15 protein-coding genes are annotated in these 15,243 nt (G+C 28.2%); all 15 read right to left on the minus strand.

Going from position 1 to position 15,243, the window contains the following annotated elements:
- Positions 1-1,098 carry a cell division protein FtsZ gene (gene ftsZ / locus WAO56_RS08205; RefSeq protein WP_422143071.1) on the minus strand — a complete coding sequence of 366 codons (1,098 nt, stop codon included), beginning with the start codon at positions 1,096-1,098 and terminating at the stop codon, positions 1-3.
- A 367-nt stretch (positions 1,099-1,465) separates the two neighbouring features.
- Positions 1,466-2,206 carry a cell division protein FtsQ/DivIB gene (locus WAO56_RS08210; RefSeq protein ID WP_422143072.1) on the minus strand — a complete coding sequence of 247 codons (741 nt, stop codon included), beginning with the start codon at positions 2,204-2,206 and terminating at the stop codon, positions 1,466-1,468.
- Positions 2,203-3,303, minus strand: coding sequence for an undecaprenyldiphospho-muramoylpentapeptide beta-N-acetylglucosaminyltransferase (gene murG / locus WAO56_RS08215; RefSeq protein WP_422143073.1), 1,101 nt, complete (start codon positions 3,301-3,303; stop codon positions 2,203-2,205). The genes WAO56_RS08210 and murG overlap by 4 nt, the downstream gene beginning before the upstream one ends.
- Position 3,304: 1 nt before the next feature.
- Complete coding sequence (gene ftsW, locus WAO56_RS08220; RefSeq protein ID WP_422143074.1) at positions 3,305-4,414, minus strand: putative lipid II flippase FtsW; 1,110 nt, start codon at positions 4,412-4,414, stop codon at positions 3,305-3,307.
- Between the two features lie 2 nt (positions 4,415-4,416).
- Complete coding sequence (gene murD, locus WAO56_RS08225; RefSeq protein WP_422143075.1) at positions 4,417-5,757, minus strand: UDP-N-acetylmuramoyl-L-alanine--D-glutamate ligase; 1,341 nt, start codon at positions 5,755-5,757, stop codon at positions 4,417-4,419.
- A 9-nt stretch (positions 5,758-5,766) separates the two neighbouring features.
- Positions 5,767-6,735: a phospho-N-acetylmuramoyl-pentapeptide-transferase gene (mraY, locus tag WAO56_RS08230; protein WP_422143076.1), complete on the minus strand. Its 969-nt coding sequence runs from the start codon at positions 6,733-6,735 to the stop codon at positions 5,767-5,769.
- Between the two features lie 86 nt (positions 6,736-6,821).
- On the minus strand, positions 6,822-8,981 hold the full coding sequence (locus WAO56_RS08235) for a penicillin-binding transpeptidase domain-containing protein (RefSeq protein ID WP_422143077.1): 2,160 nt from the start codon (positions 8,979-8,981) through the stop codon (positions 6,822-6,824).
- Positions 8,968-9,474, minus strand: coding sequence for a septum formation initiator family protein (locus tag WAO56_RS08240; protein ID WP_422143078.1), 507 nt, complete (start codon positions 9,472-9,474; stop codon positions 8,968-8,970). The genes WAO56_RS08235 and WAO56_RS08240 overlap by 14 nt, the downstream gene beginning before the upstream one ends.
- A 1-nt stretch (position 9,475) precedes the next feature.
- A complete protein-coding gene (gene rsmH / locus WAO56_RS08245) occupies positions 9,476-10,417 on the minus strand; it encodes a 16S rRNA (cytosine(1402)-N(4))-methyltransferase RsmH (protein WP_422143079.1) in 942 nt (313 codons plus the stop codon).
- Positions 10,418-10,425: 8 nt separating this feature from the next.
- Complete coding sequence (gene mraZ / locus WAO56_RS08250) at positions 10,426-10,857, minus strand: division/cell wall cluster transcriptional repressor MraZ (RefSeq protein WP_422143080.1); 432 nt, start codon at positions 10,855-10,857, stop codon at positions 10,426-10,428.
- Positions 10,858-11,035: 178 nt separating this feature from the next.
- Positions 11,036-11,776 (minus strand): prolipoprotein diacylglyceryl transferase, encoded by a 741-nt coding sequence (lgt, locus tag WAO56_RS08255; protein WP_422143124.1) that lies wholly within the window; start codon positions 11,774-11,776, stop codon positions 11,036-11,038.
- Between the two features lie 13 nt (positions 11,777-11,789).
- Entirely contained in the window at positions 11,790-12,530 is a 741-nt protein-coding gene (locus WAO56_RS08260) for a YebC/PmpR family DNA-binding transcriptional regulator (RefSeq protein WP_422143082.1), read from the minus strand.
- A 1-nt stretch (position 12,531) separates the two neighbouring features.
- A complete protein-coding gene (nadE, locus tag WAO56_RS08265) occupies positions 12,532-13,254 on the minus strand; it encodes an NAD(+) synthase (protein WP_422143083.1) in 723 nt (240 codons plus the stop codon).
- A gap of 1 nt (position 13,255) precedes the next feature.
- On the minus strand, positions 13,256-13,903 hold the full coding sequence (locus tag WAO56_RS08270; protein WP_422143084.1) for a YigZ family protein: 648 nt from the start codon (positions 13,901-13,903) through the stop codon (positions 13,256-13,258).
- Position 13,904: 1 nt separating this feature from the next.
- Positions 13,905-15,167, minus strand: a complete 1,263-nt coding sequence (hflX, locus tag WAO56_RS08275) for a GTPase HflX (RefSeq protein ID WP_422143085.1) — start codon at positions 15,165-15,167, stop codon at positions 13,905-13,907.
- Between the last annotated feature and the right edge of the window lie 76 nt (positions 15,168-15,243).

Raw genomic sequence — 15,243 nt, forward strand, 5'->3', positions numbered from 1 at the left:
TTAAAAGCCTCTTTTTTTCAAGAATGAAGGAATTTCTAATTCGTCTGATATATTGTCTTTTTCTGAACTAGCATCTCCTTCTGATTTTTCATTTGTTTTCTTATTTTTCTCATTATCGCCTGAAATAATATTTTTACCTAATTTTTCATCAAATCCAGTAGCTATTACAGTAATTTTAATATCATCTTTTAAGCTTTCATCTATTCCAGCACCAAAAATAATATTTGCATCTGCATCTACAGCTTCCCTTATTAACTCTGAAGCTTCATTAATTTCAAATAATCCTAAATCAGAACCAGTAACATTAATAAGAACAGCTTTTGCTCCATCAATAGATGTTTCTAATAGAGGACTCTTAACTGCTGCTTTTGCTGCTTCAACAGCTCTGTTTTCCCCTGTAGCTATTCCAATACCCATATGAGCAATACCTTGATCATACATAATCGCTTTTACGTCTGCAAAATCTAGGTTAATTAAGTTAGGTACTGCTATTAAGTCAGATATACCCTTAATTCCATTCATAAGAACTTCATCTGCCATAGAAAAAGCTTCAGACATAGTTGTTCTTTTTTCTGCTACTTGTAATAGTCTATCGTTTGGAATTATGACTAAAGTATCTACTTTATCCTTTAAAGCTTCAATACCCTGTTCAGCTTGTAACTGTCTTTTTCTTCCTTCAAAAGCAAAAGGTTTTGTTACAACTCCAACTGTTAGTATTCCCAATTCCTTAGCAATTTCCGCCACTATTGGTGCAGCTCCTGTACCAGTACCACCGCCCATTCCAGCAGTTATAAATACCATGTCAGCTCCTTGAAGCATTTCAACAATATCATTTCTACTTTCTTCTGCAGCTTTTTGACCTACTGTCGGATTAGCTCCTGCACCTAAACCCTTTGTTAGTTTTTGTCCTATTTGTAATTTATTTTCGATTTGACTAGTAGTAAGAATTTGTTTATCCGTATTTACAGCAATAAATTCAACACCTGATAAACCACTTTCGTGCATTCTCATTATTGCATTATTACCACCGCCACCAACACCTACTACTTTAATTTTAGCTAAATCATCATTATTGTTTACTTCCATTTCAAAGCTCATTTATTTTCCTCCCCGATATATTTATATTTAAGTCATTTACATCATTATCTCTTATTTTATCATAATAGTAAGTCTTAGTTCTAATAACCACTATCTTGCAAAGCCTAAATTCAGTTCCTAAACTTAAATGTACTTCTAGTACACTACTTATTAAGATTCGTTCTTTTTTGTTGATTTGTCATAATCTAAGTTTATGCTTATGATATATTTTCAATAAAACTACTATTAATCCAGTATTTTTATTAAAAATTATAATATTTGTTTTATTATAATTTAAAGTATTTTTTTGTATTTATATAAAAACTTGTACTATTAATACATTCATATTAACACATTACACTAAATAATTTCTAATTAATTCCCCTGTTTAATCAGCTTTTATTAAGGGTTTGTCTATATTGCTTACATCAATAATTTTTACACTTATATCATCAGTACTAATTTGATTCACTAGCTGATCCAATAGGATCATTTTATCTTCTAAATCAGCAGTATTTCCAATAATATATTTAGTAGAGTCTTTATCATACAATACTATATCATTTATATTTGAAAAGTCATATCTATTTACATCTATTTTTGATTTATTAGTATAATCAAAAATAATCTTTATATTTTTATCATCAAAAATACTGGATTCATTTTTTAATAAACTTGCATCTACTCCATTAATTTCAGGTATGTCATTAATATCCTCTATCTTTTTTTTACTTACTTTTCCCAATGCATCTAACGAATTATATGAGCCATCTTCATTTTTTATATATGCAATTATACCATTTTCAACTATTTTAATATTAATTTTATTGGGATATTCCTTACTGACTTCTATTTTAAGTATATTATCATCTAATATGCTTTTTTTTATTTGTTTTTCACTAGTCCGAAAAATATTTTTGCCTAATAAGTTTGATTTTTCCACTATATCTTTTTCATCTAAATATTTATTTCCCTGAATGCTTACAGTCTTTATATTAAAATAATCATGGGTCAATGCAAAAAAGGATAAGGTTAATATTATTCCTAAAAAAGTTAATAATATTACTACAAAAACGCTATTTTTATTTTTTTTAGTTTTTTTGTATTTTTTCTTTCCTACCTGTCTCATTTTATATCCTTAAATATTTCATCTACTATTGTTTTTGCAGCATTTGGTGTTGCTAAAGTTTTTGCAGCATTCTGCATTTGTTCAATTTTTTCTTCATCTGACACTATTTCCATAATAGAATCATATAAGAGATTTTCATTTAGTTCCTTTTCTAATATTACTTTACTAGCCCCTACTTTTTCGAACTCTCTTGCATTATGTACCTGATGATTTTCTGTTGTATAGGATTTTGGCACTAAAATACTAGGCAACCCTAAAAAAGCAAGTTCCGCTAAAGTAATTGCTCCTGAACTTGTAATTACTAGGTCTGCAACACTATATGCCTTTTGAATATCCTTTAAATATGGAAAAATTTTATTTTCTGACAATTGTTTTTTACTTATACCTGATATGAATTCTTCATAATTATCACTTCCTGTAACGTGGATAATTTGAAATTCATTATGTTCTTTACTGCTATTTAATAAGTTTTTAATTGTTTTATTTAAAATAACAGAGCCATTAGAACCTCCAAAAGAAAATACGGTTTTTATATCCTTTTTTAATCCATATTCACTATAGGTTTTATCTTTTATCAATTCTATATTTTTGAATCTATTTCTTATGGGATTTCCTGTTACTATTGCATTTTGAGGTTTTTTAAAATATTTTATACTTTCTTCAAAGGTTACAAAATATTTATTCACAAATCTAGATAAAATTTTATTTGTTACTCCAGGATAACTATTTTGCTCATGGAAATATGTTTTATATTTCATCAATGATGCATTCAATAGTACTGGTCCTGTAACAAACCCCCCAGTTCCAATAACAATATCCGGTTTAAATTCTTTTATAAGTTTTCTAGATTGCTTTAATCCAAATATTAGCTCTTTAAGGGACCTTAATGATTTTTTATTTAATTTTCTTGGTAACCCCTCTACTCTTATACCTTTAAAGTTCAAATCCATTTTTGGAATAATTTCTGATTCCATACTATTAATTTTTCCAATATATAATATTTCTATATTTTTATCTCTATCTTTTAATTCTTCAATAATTGAAACTGCCGGATAAATATGTCCTCCAGTTCCACCTCCAGAAACTATTGCTTTCATTTTACCTCCTATTTGCCGTTCTTGAAACATTTAATACTATTCCTATCATAGTCATATAAACTATTAAAGAGCTACCTCCATAGCTTATAAAAGGCAAAGTTAAACCTGTAGGAGGTATTAATCCCAATGCTACTGCTATATTGGTAAAGGATTGAATTCCCAATAATAACATTATTCCTATAACTAAAAATTTGGCAAATACATCCTTAAGTGAAAATGCTAATTTCATTCCTAAGTATATTAAATAAATATACAATAAAATTATTACCATTGCACCAATAAATCCTAATTCCTCACATATAATTGCAAAAATAAAGTCATTGTGAGCTTCTGATAAATAACTGAATTTATGTCTACTTTTTCCAATGCCTACGCCAAAAAAGCCACCATAACTTATGGCAAACAAGGACTGCGCTAATTGCCATCCTGTATTGGACAAATCCTTTAAAGGATCTAGCCAAGCTTCAATTCTAGAACTTCTACTATATATACTTTTAGAAGCCAGTATACCTACTAAACCTACTGCTCCTACTCCTAAAATTGCCACCGTTAAGTACTTCATTTCTATTCCTGCTATTATGAACATACTTAGTATTAACCCTAAAATCACTAATGTTGTAGATAAGTCTGGTTGTTTAAATACTAAAAATCCAGATATGGCAGCAAATATAACCATCGGAATAAAACCATATGCTATTGTATTTATTTTTTTATAATTATTTGAAATATACCTAGAAATAGCAAATATTGTTCCTAATTTCAAAAAATCAGAGGGCATAATTGTTATACTTTTTATAGTAATCCATCTTTTAGCAGAGTAGGTTTCAACATCACCTACAAATAAAACTATTATTGAAAGACAGATTGTAAGAATATATAATATTACAGCATATTTATTATATATTTTATAATTAATTTTAGATGTTATATACATAGCTACAAAACCTATTATTAAAAATACAATTTGTTTTTTTAAAAAATGGTATGGATCGTTTTTTAGTCTAGTTGCATAAGGCCAACTAGCACTAAATACCATTATAGTTCCTATAATAATAAGTATTATTGTAGTTATTAATATTTTATAATCTATACTACCCTGTTTGTTTTTCACAATTATTCACCTAATTTATAAACTAACCGTTTAAAATCTTTGCCTCTTTCTATATAGGATTTGTACATCCCCCAACTGGCACATGCTGGAGAAAGCAAGGCAATATCTCCATTTTTGCCAATTTCCTCTATTTTATTAATAGCACTTTCCATATTATCGACAAGATGAATATTATCATATCCAAATTTTTCAGCACTATTTTTTATTTTATACTTCGTATCTCCAAAAAGTATTAATGATTTTAAGTTATGGTCACCAGCTTTAAATAATTCATCAAAAGAAACTTTTTTATCATATCCGCCTGCTATTAATATTATTGGAGCTTTAAAAGAATTTAAAGCCTTTAAGGTAGCATCAATATTTGTCCCTTTTGAATCATTGTAAAACTTTATGCCCTTAAATTCTCTAACAAATTCTATTCTATGCTCTACCGGATTAAAGCTAGTACAAGCCTTACTTATAATATCAGTATCAATTTTTAAACAAATAGCCATTCCCACTGCTATTAATGTATTTTGAACATTATGTTTACCTACTATTTTCAAATCTTTAGTATTGAGTATATATTCTTTTATACCATTGTTGCTATAAAAAACTTCTCCATTTTTTTCATATACTCCATTTGTCAATTCTTCTTTTTGTGATACATAAATCACCTTGGATTTTACTTCTTTTATGATTTTATTAATTATTTCATCATCTTTGTTGGCAACTAAAAAATCGTCGTTTTTTTGATGCTTAAAGATATTACTTTTATCATCTATATATTTCTTATAGCTACCATGCCAATCTATATGATCTTCACTTATATTTATAATTCCAGCTACCTTACTTCTAAATGTGTTAACAGTTGCCAATTGAAAACTAGATGCTTCTATAACAAAGTAATCAATATTTCTATTACTGTAAATCTCCCATAACATTCCAACTCCAATATTTCCAATTGCCATTGCTTTTTTCCCAGAAGAATTAATAATATGGGTTAAAAGCATTGTTGTTGTAGTCTTGCCATTAGTCCCTGTAATAGAAATTAAGTTTTTTTCCGGAAATAATCTATAAGCCAACTCTAAATCACTTATTACTTCCTTATTTGATTTTTTAAAATTTTCAAGGATTTCATTTTCTAATTTAATGCCTGGACTTTTTACAACTGTATCTATAATTTCATAGTTAATATCTTCCTTGTTTTTAATAAGCTTGTAATTATAACCTTTTAATGAAGCTTCTACTGTACTGAAGTCCTCTAGGTTTTCATCAAAGGCATATATGTTATATCCCATTGAAGATAAGGTCTTAATAGTTGAAATCCCGGTGATTCCTAGTCCTAATATAAAATAATTCATTTTATACTCCTATAAAAATAATAATAAGGTGATTATTGAAAGTACTGTACTTAAAGTAGTAAATGCTGTTACTATCTTTTGTTCCTTATATCCCTTTAATTCATAATGATGGTGTATTGGTGACATTAGAAAGACCCTTTTCTTATTCCTAGTTTTGTAACTGATTACTTGAATAATTACCGACATAGTTTCCATTACATATACTCCACCAAGAATAATAAGATATAAAGACATATTAAATATTATACACGCCATTACTAATGCTCCACCAATAGCCATAGAGCCTGTATCTCCCATAAAAACAGCTGCTGGATTAGAATTATAAACTAAAAACCCTATTAAAGCACCTGTGAAAATAACGCTAAATAAACTTATTTTTGAATTCATATTAATGGCAATTATCGTTAGAGCAATAAAAACTGGAATAGTAACACTAGTAGCCAATCCATCTAAGCCATCTGTTATATTTGTAGCATTAACTGTTCCAATCATTATAAATGCAAGTATAGGATAGGCAAATATACCTAGATTAAATTCTATATTAAAAAATGGAATTATAAATGTTCCTATAGGTTTAATTGAAACTTTTGATGCTAAATAAATCAATATAAAACTTATTATAATTTGGAATACTATTTTTTGCATTTCAGTAAGTCCTAATGATCTTTTCATAACTAATTTAAAAAAGTCATCAACAAATCCTACTAAACCAAAACCCAGCATTCCTAAAACTATTAATATGTTTTCAAAACTGTATCCTCTAAATATTGCTAAAGTAATTAAAGTGGAAAAAATAAAAATAATTCCTCCCATTGTTGGAGTACCAGCTTTAGAATAATGAGCTTTTGGTCCATCTTCTCTTATACTTTGTCCTATATGTGCTTTTTTTAAAATTTTAATTACTATTTTACCTATAATTAAAGAAAGTATAATACTAACTCCTAATGGTAATAGTAAATCACTTTTAATATTTTTCATAAATCTCTCCTTTACTCAAATACTTATTATAGCAAATATTTGAGCATTATAATAAATAATAGGCAAAAGAAAAAATCTTAAGCCTATTAATTACTTTCATATATAACTTCTAATTTACTTCCCGGTTCTATAAATTCATTATATTCAGGTATGGTTTTTATTACTTTTCCATCATCAGAGTTACCCTTGTTCCTTAATTCTATGTTTAAATCTCCAATTTCAACACTAACCTCCTTAGAGGTCATTCCTATTAAATCCGGTACTTTTATTAAAGATGTTCCTGAATCATCAGCCTTTAAATCAACTGTAGAATTTTTTTCTATTTTAGTTCCAGGGTTAATGGACTGATTAGTAATTATAATAGAATCACTTAAAGAAGTATTTACTATATTTGCCTTTAAATTATTTTCCTCCAGCAATTTTACCGCATTTTTTAATGATAGTCCTACTAAATCAGGTACTGTTGATTCCTCTATGTCCCCTGTATTGTAATTATGCTCTTCTAAATTTTTATATTTAACAATTTGATTGTTAATTTCCTTAGAAATCGAACCAGAAACTGCATTTCCAGAGTTAGCTCCCTTTGGTTCATCAACGACTACCATTACTGAATATTTCGGATTGTCTATTGGAAATGCTGAATAGAAAGAAGCTACTACTTTTTCAGATGTATATTTTCCATCTTCTATTTTTATAGTAGTCCCTGATTTGCCGCCGACTCTATAATTAGCTGATTTTACTCCACTAGCTGCACCATTTTCAACATTATTTGCCAATAAACTCAACATTCTTTTACTTGTTTCTTCTGATATAACCTGTCTTTTTACGACAGGTTCATTTTTATCTTCGTCGCCTTCTAACTCCTTAACAACCTTTGGTTCAATAATATATCCACCATTTACAATAGCATTTGCTGCTGTAATCATTTGAATAGGTGTAACAGCAATTCCATGTCCGTAAGACATAGTTGCTAATTGTGTAGAAGTTACATCTTCAGCACTTTTAGGAATTATCCCCTTAGCTTCTCCATTTAAATCAATGCCTGTAGTCTCTCCAAAGCCAAAAGCCTTTATATACTCATAAAATTTTGCATATCCAATATCCTGAGCTATTCTTACATAGGCCGGATTACATGAATTTGCTAAAGCCTCTTCTACTGTTTGATCGCCATGTGGGTCATACCATCTTATACATTTTATTTTAACACCTGGTATTTCACTATAAATACCTTCACAGGTGTAAATAGATTTTTCATTTGCTGTATTTTCTTCAAGTGCTATTGCTGTAGTTATTAATTTGAAAACAGATCCAGGCTCATATGTATCACTTATGGCAATATTTCTCCAAATATCATAATACTTTTCAACTCGTTCTTCTTCAGAAAGATTCTCCAGTTCCTTTGTTTCTTCACTATCTCTTCCATTTCTAGGATTATTTGAGTCATACCTTGGAAAATTTTCCATTGCTATAATTCTATTTGTTTTTGGTTCACTTACTATAATAGATAAACTTTTCGGTTCATATTTTTCATAAGCCTCTTTTGCAACATTACTAACTATTGCATTAATATTTTCATCTATATTTAATTTTAAGTTCTTTCCCTCAGTAGCATCAAGCTTTTTGTTTTTTTCAAAAGCTATAGGATTACCCTCTCTTGTACTAGAAAAAATATTTAGTCCTGGCTCTCCTTTTAAATCTTCATTATAATATTTTTCTACCCCATACATACCATTACTGTCTTTATCAACAAAACCAAGTATGTATGATAAGGAAGAATCCCCAGGATAGTACCTTTTGTTTTCAACTGAAATAGATAAACAACTTAAGTTCATTTCCTCAATTTCATCTACCTGTTTCTTTTTTAAACCATCTGCTACTCTAACTGTAGTATCACTATTTACTATTTCATTTATTTCATCAGTATTAAGATTTAATATTCTACTTAATCCATTAATTAAAATATCTTTTTGTTCCTTTGATATTTTCTCTGGTATATAGTACAAGGCATTTACTTTTACCGACTCAGCTAAAATATTACCATTACTATCTAAGATATCTCCTCTATGGGCTGGTATTTCAATAGTTTTTTGCCTTTGTTCAGCTGCCCTTACTCTATATTCAGAATTATATAGCCAAATAAGTCTAATAGCAAAGATTACTACTATAAAAATAGATATTAAAAATATTACAATTGTTCTATTTTTAAATGTCTTTTGTAATTTCTCAAAGTGTTTATTCTTTCTCATATTCCGTCTTATCTTTTACTCCTGCAAATAATAATTCATCTTTTTTATCTTTGCTATCTATATTATCATAATTATTCTTGTTCGATAAATAATAAAATTGATCTTCTTCAGGGTAAGACATTCCTAACTTATACTTTGCTATTTCTTCAATTCTTTCAGAAGATGAATATTTTGCTATTTCCATTTTGTATTGATCTCTTAATGTTTCTAATTCAGTTATGTCCGATTTTATTTCATTTATTTCCAAACTTGCATTACTTAATGTAATATAGCCATATAAGGTTATTGAAACTAATAATAAATTTACAATACCAAAAGCTGAAATCATCAACTTTTTTATTTTTGCAATTTTATTAATTTTTGCTCTATTAATACTTTGAGTTCTACTAGATTGTCTATTAAGTCTTTTTTTTCTTTTTTTATTTATTTTTCTAGGAACAACTATATTCTCTTGATTTTCCTCGTAATAATATTCATAACTACGTGCCTCCATTTTAATCCCTCACTCTCTCAACAACTCTTAATTTTGCACTTTTAGATCTAGGGTTTTGTTCCATCTCCTCTTGAGAAGGAACAATTGGTTTTCTTGAGATTATTTTTATTTTCTTCTTCTTGTTACATACACATATTGGAATTTCTGGAGGACATATACAAGAAGTATTTAAATCTTTAAAAATGTTTTTAACAATTCTATCTTCTAATGAATGAAAAGTTATTACACATAATCTTCCACCAAGATTTAAACAATCTACCATTTTAGGAAGAACTTCTTCTAAAACTCCTAATTCATTGTTAACCTCTATTCTTAATGCTTGAAATACCCTTTTTGAATAATGTCCTTTTGATTTTCTTCTAACTTCAACTGGAACAGCTTTATCTACTATTTCAACTAAATCAAAGGTTGTTCTTATCTCCTTGTCTTTTCTTTTTTCAACAATAAATTCAGCAATTCTTTTCGACCATTTTTCTTCCCCATATTTATAAAATATATTAGTTAATTCTTCACCAGAATAATTATTAACAATATACTTAGCAGTTAGTTCTTGAGATTGATCCATTCGCATGTCTAATTCACTGTTATGAATATAAGAAAACCCTCTATCTTCCTTATCTATTTGATGTGATGAAACTCCTATATCCATTAAAATTCCATCAACCTTGTCTATTTCTAATTCATCTAAAATTTCACAAAAATATTTAAAATTTGATTTAACAAATGTAATATTTTCAATATAATCACTTAATTTTATTTTCGCCGCTTCTATAGCTTCAATATCTTGATCTATACATATAAGTCTTCCATTCTTCAATTTCTTAGCTATTTCTAAAGAATGACCTCCTCCACCTAGAGTACAATCAACATATATTCCATTTGGTTTAATTTTTAAACCCTCTATTGTTTCGTTTAATAAAACCGAAATATGTTTAAATTCCATATTTACCTCTAAAAATCTATATCTGTCATTTTTTCTGTTAAAATGTCATAGTTTAAATTGTCATCATCATTATAAGTTTCCCAAGCTTCCTTATCCCATATTTCAACTCTTGAAGAAACTCCTATTATTACGGCTTCTTTGTTTAATCCTGCATATTTTCTTAATGTTTGAGGCAACAATACTCTTCCCATTTTATCTAGGGAAACACTTATTGCACCTGCATAAAATAACCTTGCAAGACCTCTTGTTTCTTTTCTAGATAATTTAAGCCCATTTATTTTTTCATCCATTTTAACCCATTCTTTTTCTGGAAAAACAAATAAACAATTATCCATTCCCTTGGTGATGAAAAACTCTTCTCCTAATTCGTCTCTAAATTTTGATGGCATAGTTAATCGGCCTTTTGTATCTAAATTATGTTGATATTCACCAATAAACATTTCCCGCCACCTCAATTCTATTTTTTGACACTTTCACCCACTTTTCACCACTTAATATTATAATACATTAAATTCTCTTATAAAACAACGCAAACATTAGTTCGTACATCTTCCCCATTATCGTCTAAAAGCTTTAAATTGCAATAAAAAAAGACGATCTAAGTCGTCTTTTAAATAGTTAAATTTTCTTATTTATTTTTTTGCTTTTTCTTATATAAATTAAGACTCCCACCACTACTAATATTAAACTTAATATTTGTGAAACTCTAAAATTAAATATATATAAACTATCTATTCTCAATCCTTCTACGAAGAATCTTAATATACCGTAGAGAATTAAATATAGACTAAATACTTGACCATCAAATTTTTTATTTCCTTTACAAATCCTATATAAAATTATAAAAATTATAAAATCTCCTATTGATTCATAAAGAAATGTAGGATGGACCTTCTCACCATTTATTATTATTCCCCAAGGAAGATTAGTTACCCTACCATATGCCTCTTGATTTATAAAATTACCCCAACGGCCTATACTTTGACCTAAAGCTATTGCCGGCATAAAGATGTCAACAACTTTAAAAAAACTCAATTTCTTTTTCTTTAAATATATAGCCCCTACAATAAAGGCACCTATTAGTCCTCCATAAATTGCTAAACCACCTAAACGTAGGTTGACTATATCAATTAAGTTGTCTTTATAATAGTCCCATTCAAATGCCACATAATATAGTCTAGCGCCTACTATAGCAGCTGGTATAGCAAATAATAATATATCTACTACTAAATCAGGGTCTATGTTATTGAATTTTGCTAACTTAGTTGCTACTACTATTCCTAATACAAAACCTATGGAAATTAAAATAGCATACCACATTATTTCAATGCCAAATATTTCAAAAGCAACAGGATTAATGTTAAATTCCATACTAGGCCTCTAGATCATCTGGAATATTCCAATTATGGTAAACATTTTGTACATCATCGTTATCTTCTAAAATATCTATTAATTTAACTAAATTCTTAATATCATCTTCATCCGTAACTTCTATTTCATTATTAGGCAAATACACTAACTCCGCTGTAGTAAATTTGTAGTCTTCCTTTAATAGAGCATCTCTTACTGTAGAAAATTCTGTCATTTCAGTTATAATTTCAAATTGACCATCTTCAGAACTAAAATCTTCTGCTCCTGCATCTATAGCTGTCATCATAACTTCTTCTTCATCATATTCATCTTGTTCCATAACTAAAAGTCCCTTACGCTCAAAAGTAAACATAACAGAACCGGTTTGTCCTAAATTGCCACCATATTTGTCGAAAGCATGTCTTACTTCTGGAGCCGTTCTATTTCTATTGTCTGTTAAACAACTTACTATTACAGCTACACCTGCTGGTCCATAACCTTCGTATACTACCTCTTCATAATTATCCTGATCATTAGAGCCTGAACCTTTTTTAATTGCCCTTTCTATATTATCATTTGGCATATTTTCAGCTTTTGCTTTCTCAATAGCTGTCTTTAATGAGGCATTATATTCTGGGTCCGCCCCTCCTTCCTTAACTGCAACAATTATTTCTCTTGCAAGTTTAGTAAAGACCTTTCCCCTTCTAGCATCTTCATTTCCTTTTTTGTTCTTTATTTTACTCCATTTATTATGTCCTGCCATACTACTCTCCTCTATATATAAATTTTTCCGGCATATGCTTTTTATGTTGACTTATCTTTTTCAAGTGCTCTACTTTTTTTATAAATTCGTCACTGCCTTGTCCTGTTAAAATATAATTATCTAGTTCTTTATAAGTAAATCCTAATTCATCTTCATCACTTTGACCTTCCCATAAACCAGCTGAAGGTTTTTTATCTATTATTTTTTTTGGAATTCCAAGATATTTAGCAAATTCTAAAACTTCTGTTTTTGTCAAATCCAAAAGTGGAGATATATCTACTGCTGCATCTCCAAATTTTGTTGAATAACCTATAGTGTATTCAGAAAGGTTTGTCGTTCCAGAAACAAGATAATTATTGTTTTGTGCGTAATAATATAAGGTAATCATTCTAAGCCTTGGTTTTATGTTTGCATAAGCCATTTCATTTTTGTTTTTTTCAAGTTTTTTAATTAAATCATTATAATTTTCTGATAGGTCAATAGTTATATAGTTAATATCAAAAGCATTAGCTAATAAAACAGCATCTTCCATATCTGACTTTAAACTATTTATAGGCATAATAATACCTAAGGAATTATTATCGAAAGCCTTTTTACCAATAACAGCTACAACTGCCGAATCAATACCACCACTTAGCCCATATACTATTCCCTTTGTATTAGCTTTTCTCGAATATTCTCTTAGCCAATGGATTAAATCTTTTTCTAATTTTTCACAGTTCATTTTATCCCTCAATATATAGTTTATTATTTTTTGTAGGTAATAATAATACATTATCTATTATTATTTTAACATTGCCACTTGTCAAATCTAAAATGCTTTTTTCAAAATTTTTAACTAATTCAGATTTAATATATAATTTAATTAAAACCTCAGTTTCAAATACTTTATCTAATATATAATATTCATTTTCTTCTATATAGTTTAAAACCCTGCCATAATTGTTATAGTCAACTTCTATTTCCATTTCTGAAAATTCCTGTTTTTCAACAATAACAGCTTTATTTGTAACTTCATTACAGGCAGAAGAGTAAGCTCTTACCAGCCCGCCTGCTCCTAATAAAATACCTCCAAAATACCTTGTAACTACTACACAAATATCTGTAAGATTTTTTTTCTTCAATATTTCTAAAATAGGAATACCTGCCGTACCACTAGGCTCACCATCATCTGAATATCGTTGTGTAATCATTTTTTCTCCAATTATATATGCATAACAATTATGCCTTGCCGCTGGATTTAGTTTCTTTATTTTTTCAACAAAATCCATAGCCTCCTCTTCAGAACTAACTGGTGAAACATATCCTATAAATCGTGACTTTTTAATTTCTATTTCTATTGTTTTCTCATTATATACAGTTTTATAACTCATATTACTCCTTAAAATATTTCAAAAATGATTCTTTTTCCGATTTTAATACTTTAGCCTTTATATTAATACTTTCATCATAATTAATATATAAATTATAGCCCTTGTCCCTTAACTCTTTTATTGACCTCTGATTTTCTTCATTATAAGATATACTTAAATTAATATTAACGAATTTATATTCCAAAGCTTTTTCTATTTCAAATAATAACCTTTCTATATCATCTTTTTCATAGGCTGAAATATAAATATTATTGTCTAATAAAATATCCTTATTAAAAACCACTTCCTTTTTTAAGTCAGTTTTATTAAATACATTTATAATAGGAATATCTAAAATCTTTAAATTATTTAGTATTTCATAAGTAGTTTCTAGCTGTTCTTCTATGTTTTCACTAGAAGAATCTATTATATTTAAAATACAATCAGAATATTTTATTTCTTCTAAGGTACTTTTGAAAGACTCTATTAAATTTGTAGGAATATCCTCTATAAAACCTACAGTATCAGCAATTAAAAATTCTAATCCACTGGGCAGTTTTCCCTTTCTAGTTGTTGTATCAAGAGTCATAAACAGCATATTCTTCTTGGCAAACACCTCAGACTCTTCTTTTTTGTAAAAGTTAGTTAGTTCATTTCCTATTGTAGATTTTCCCGCATTTGTATAGCCTACTAAGGAAACTATAGGAACCTTAGAATCTACTCTATTTTTACTGTTAATCACTCTGGTATTTTCAATTTTATTAAGTTTAATTTTTATTCTATTTATTTCCCTAGAAATCTTTCTTCTATCTAACTCAAGTTTTTGCTCTCCCAGTCCTCTTGTTCCAATTCCAGCACTTGCTTTTGATAAATTTTTTCTAAAACCAACTAACCTTGGTAGCATGTATTCCATTTGAGCTAATTGTACTTGTAGTTTAGATTCTTTACTTTTGGTACGATTAGCAAAAATATCTAAAATCAAACTTGTTCTATCTATTATTTTCACATTAATTAAATCGCTAAGATTTTTCAATTGAGAACCACTTAAATCGTTATTAAACACTACAGCATCTACTTTGAGTTCATCAGCCAAAAGCTTAATTTCTTCTGCCTTTCCTTTTCCAATATATAAAGAGTTATCTACTGACTTTCTAGAACTAACAACTTCTAAAACAACCTCTCCGTTATTTGCTATAATTAAATTTTTTAATTCATTTATTCTATTTTCATAATTAATATTTGTATTTGGTAACTTAATTGTTACTGCTATTATTTTTTCTTTCATATTTTTCTCCACCAAGTAATTATATCAGTTTTATAATATCATTACTAATTTACTACGCTTAAATTAACAAATATAT

Origin of the sequence: Miniphocaeibacter sp., from assembly GCF_049276255.1 — a bacterium.
GTDB lineage: Bacteria > Bacillota > Clostridia > Tissierellales > Peptoniphilaceae > Miniphocaeibacter.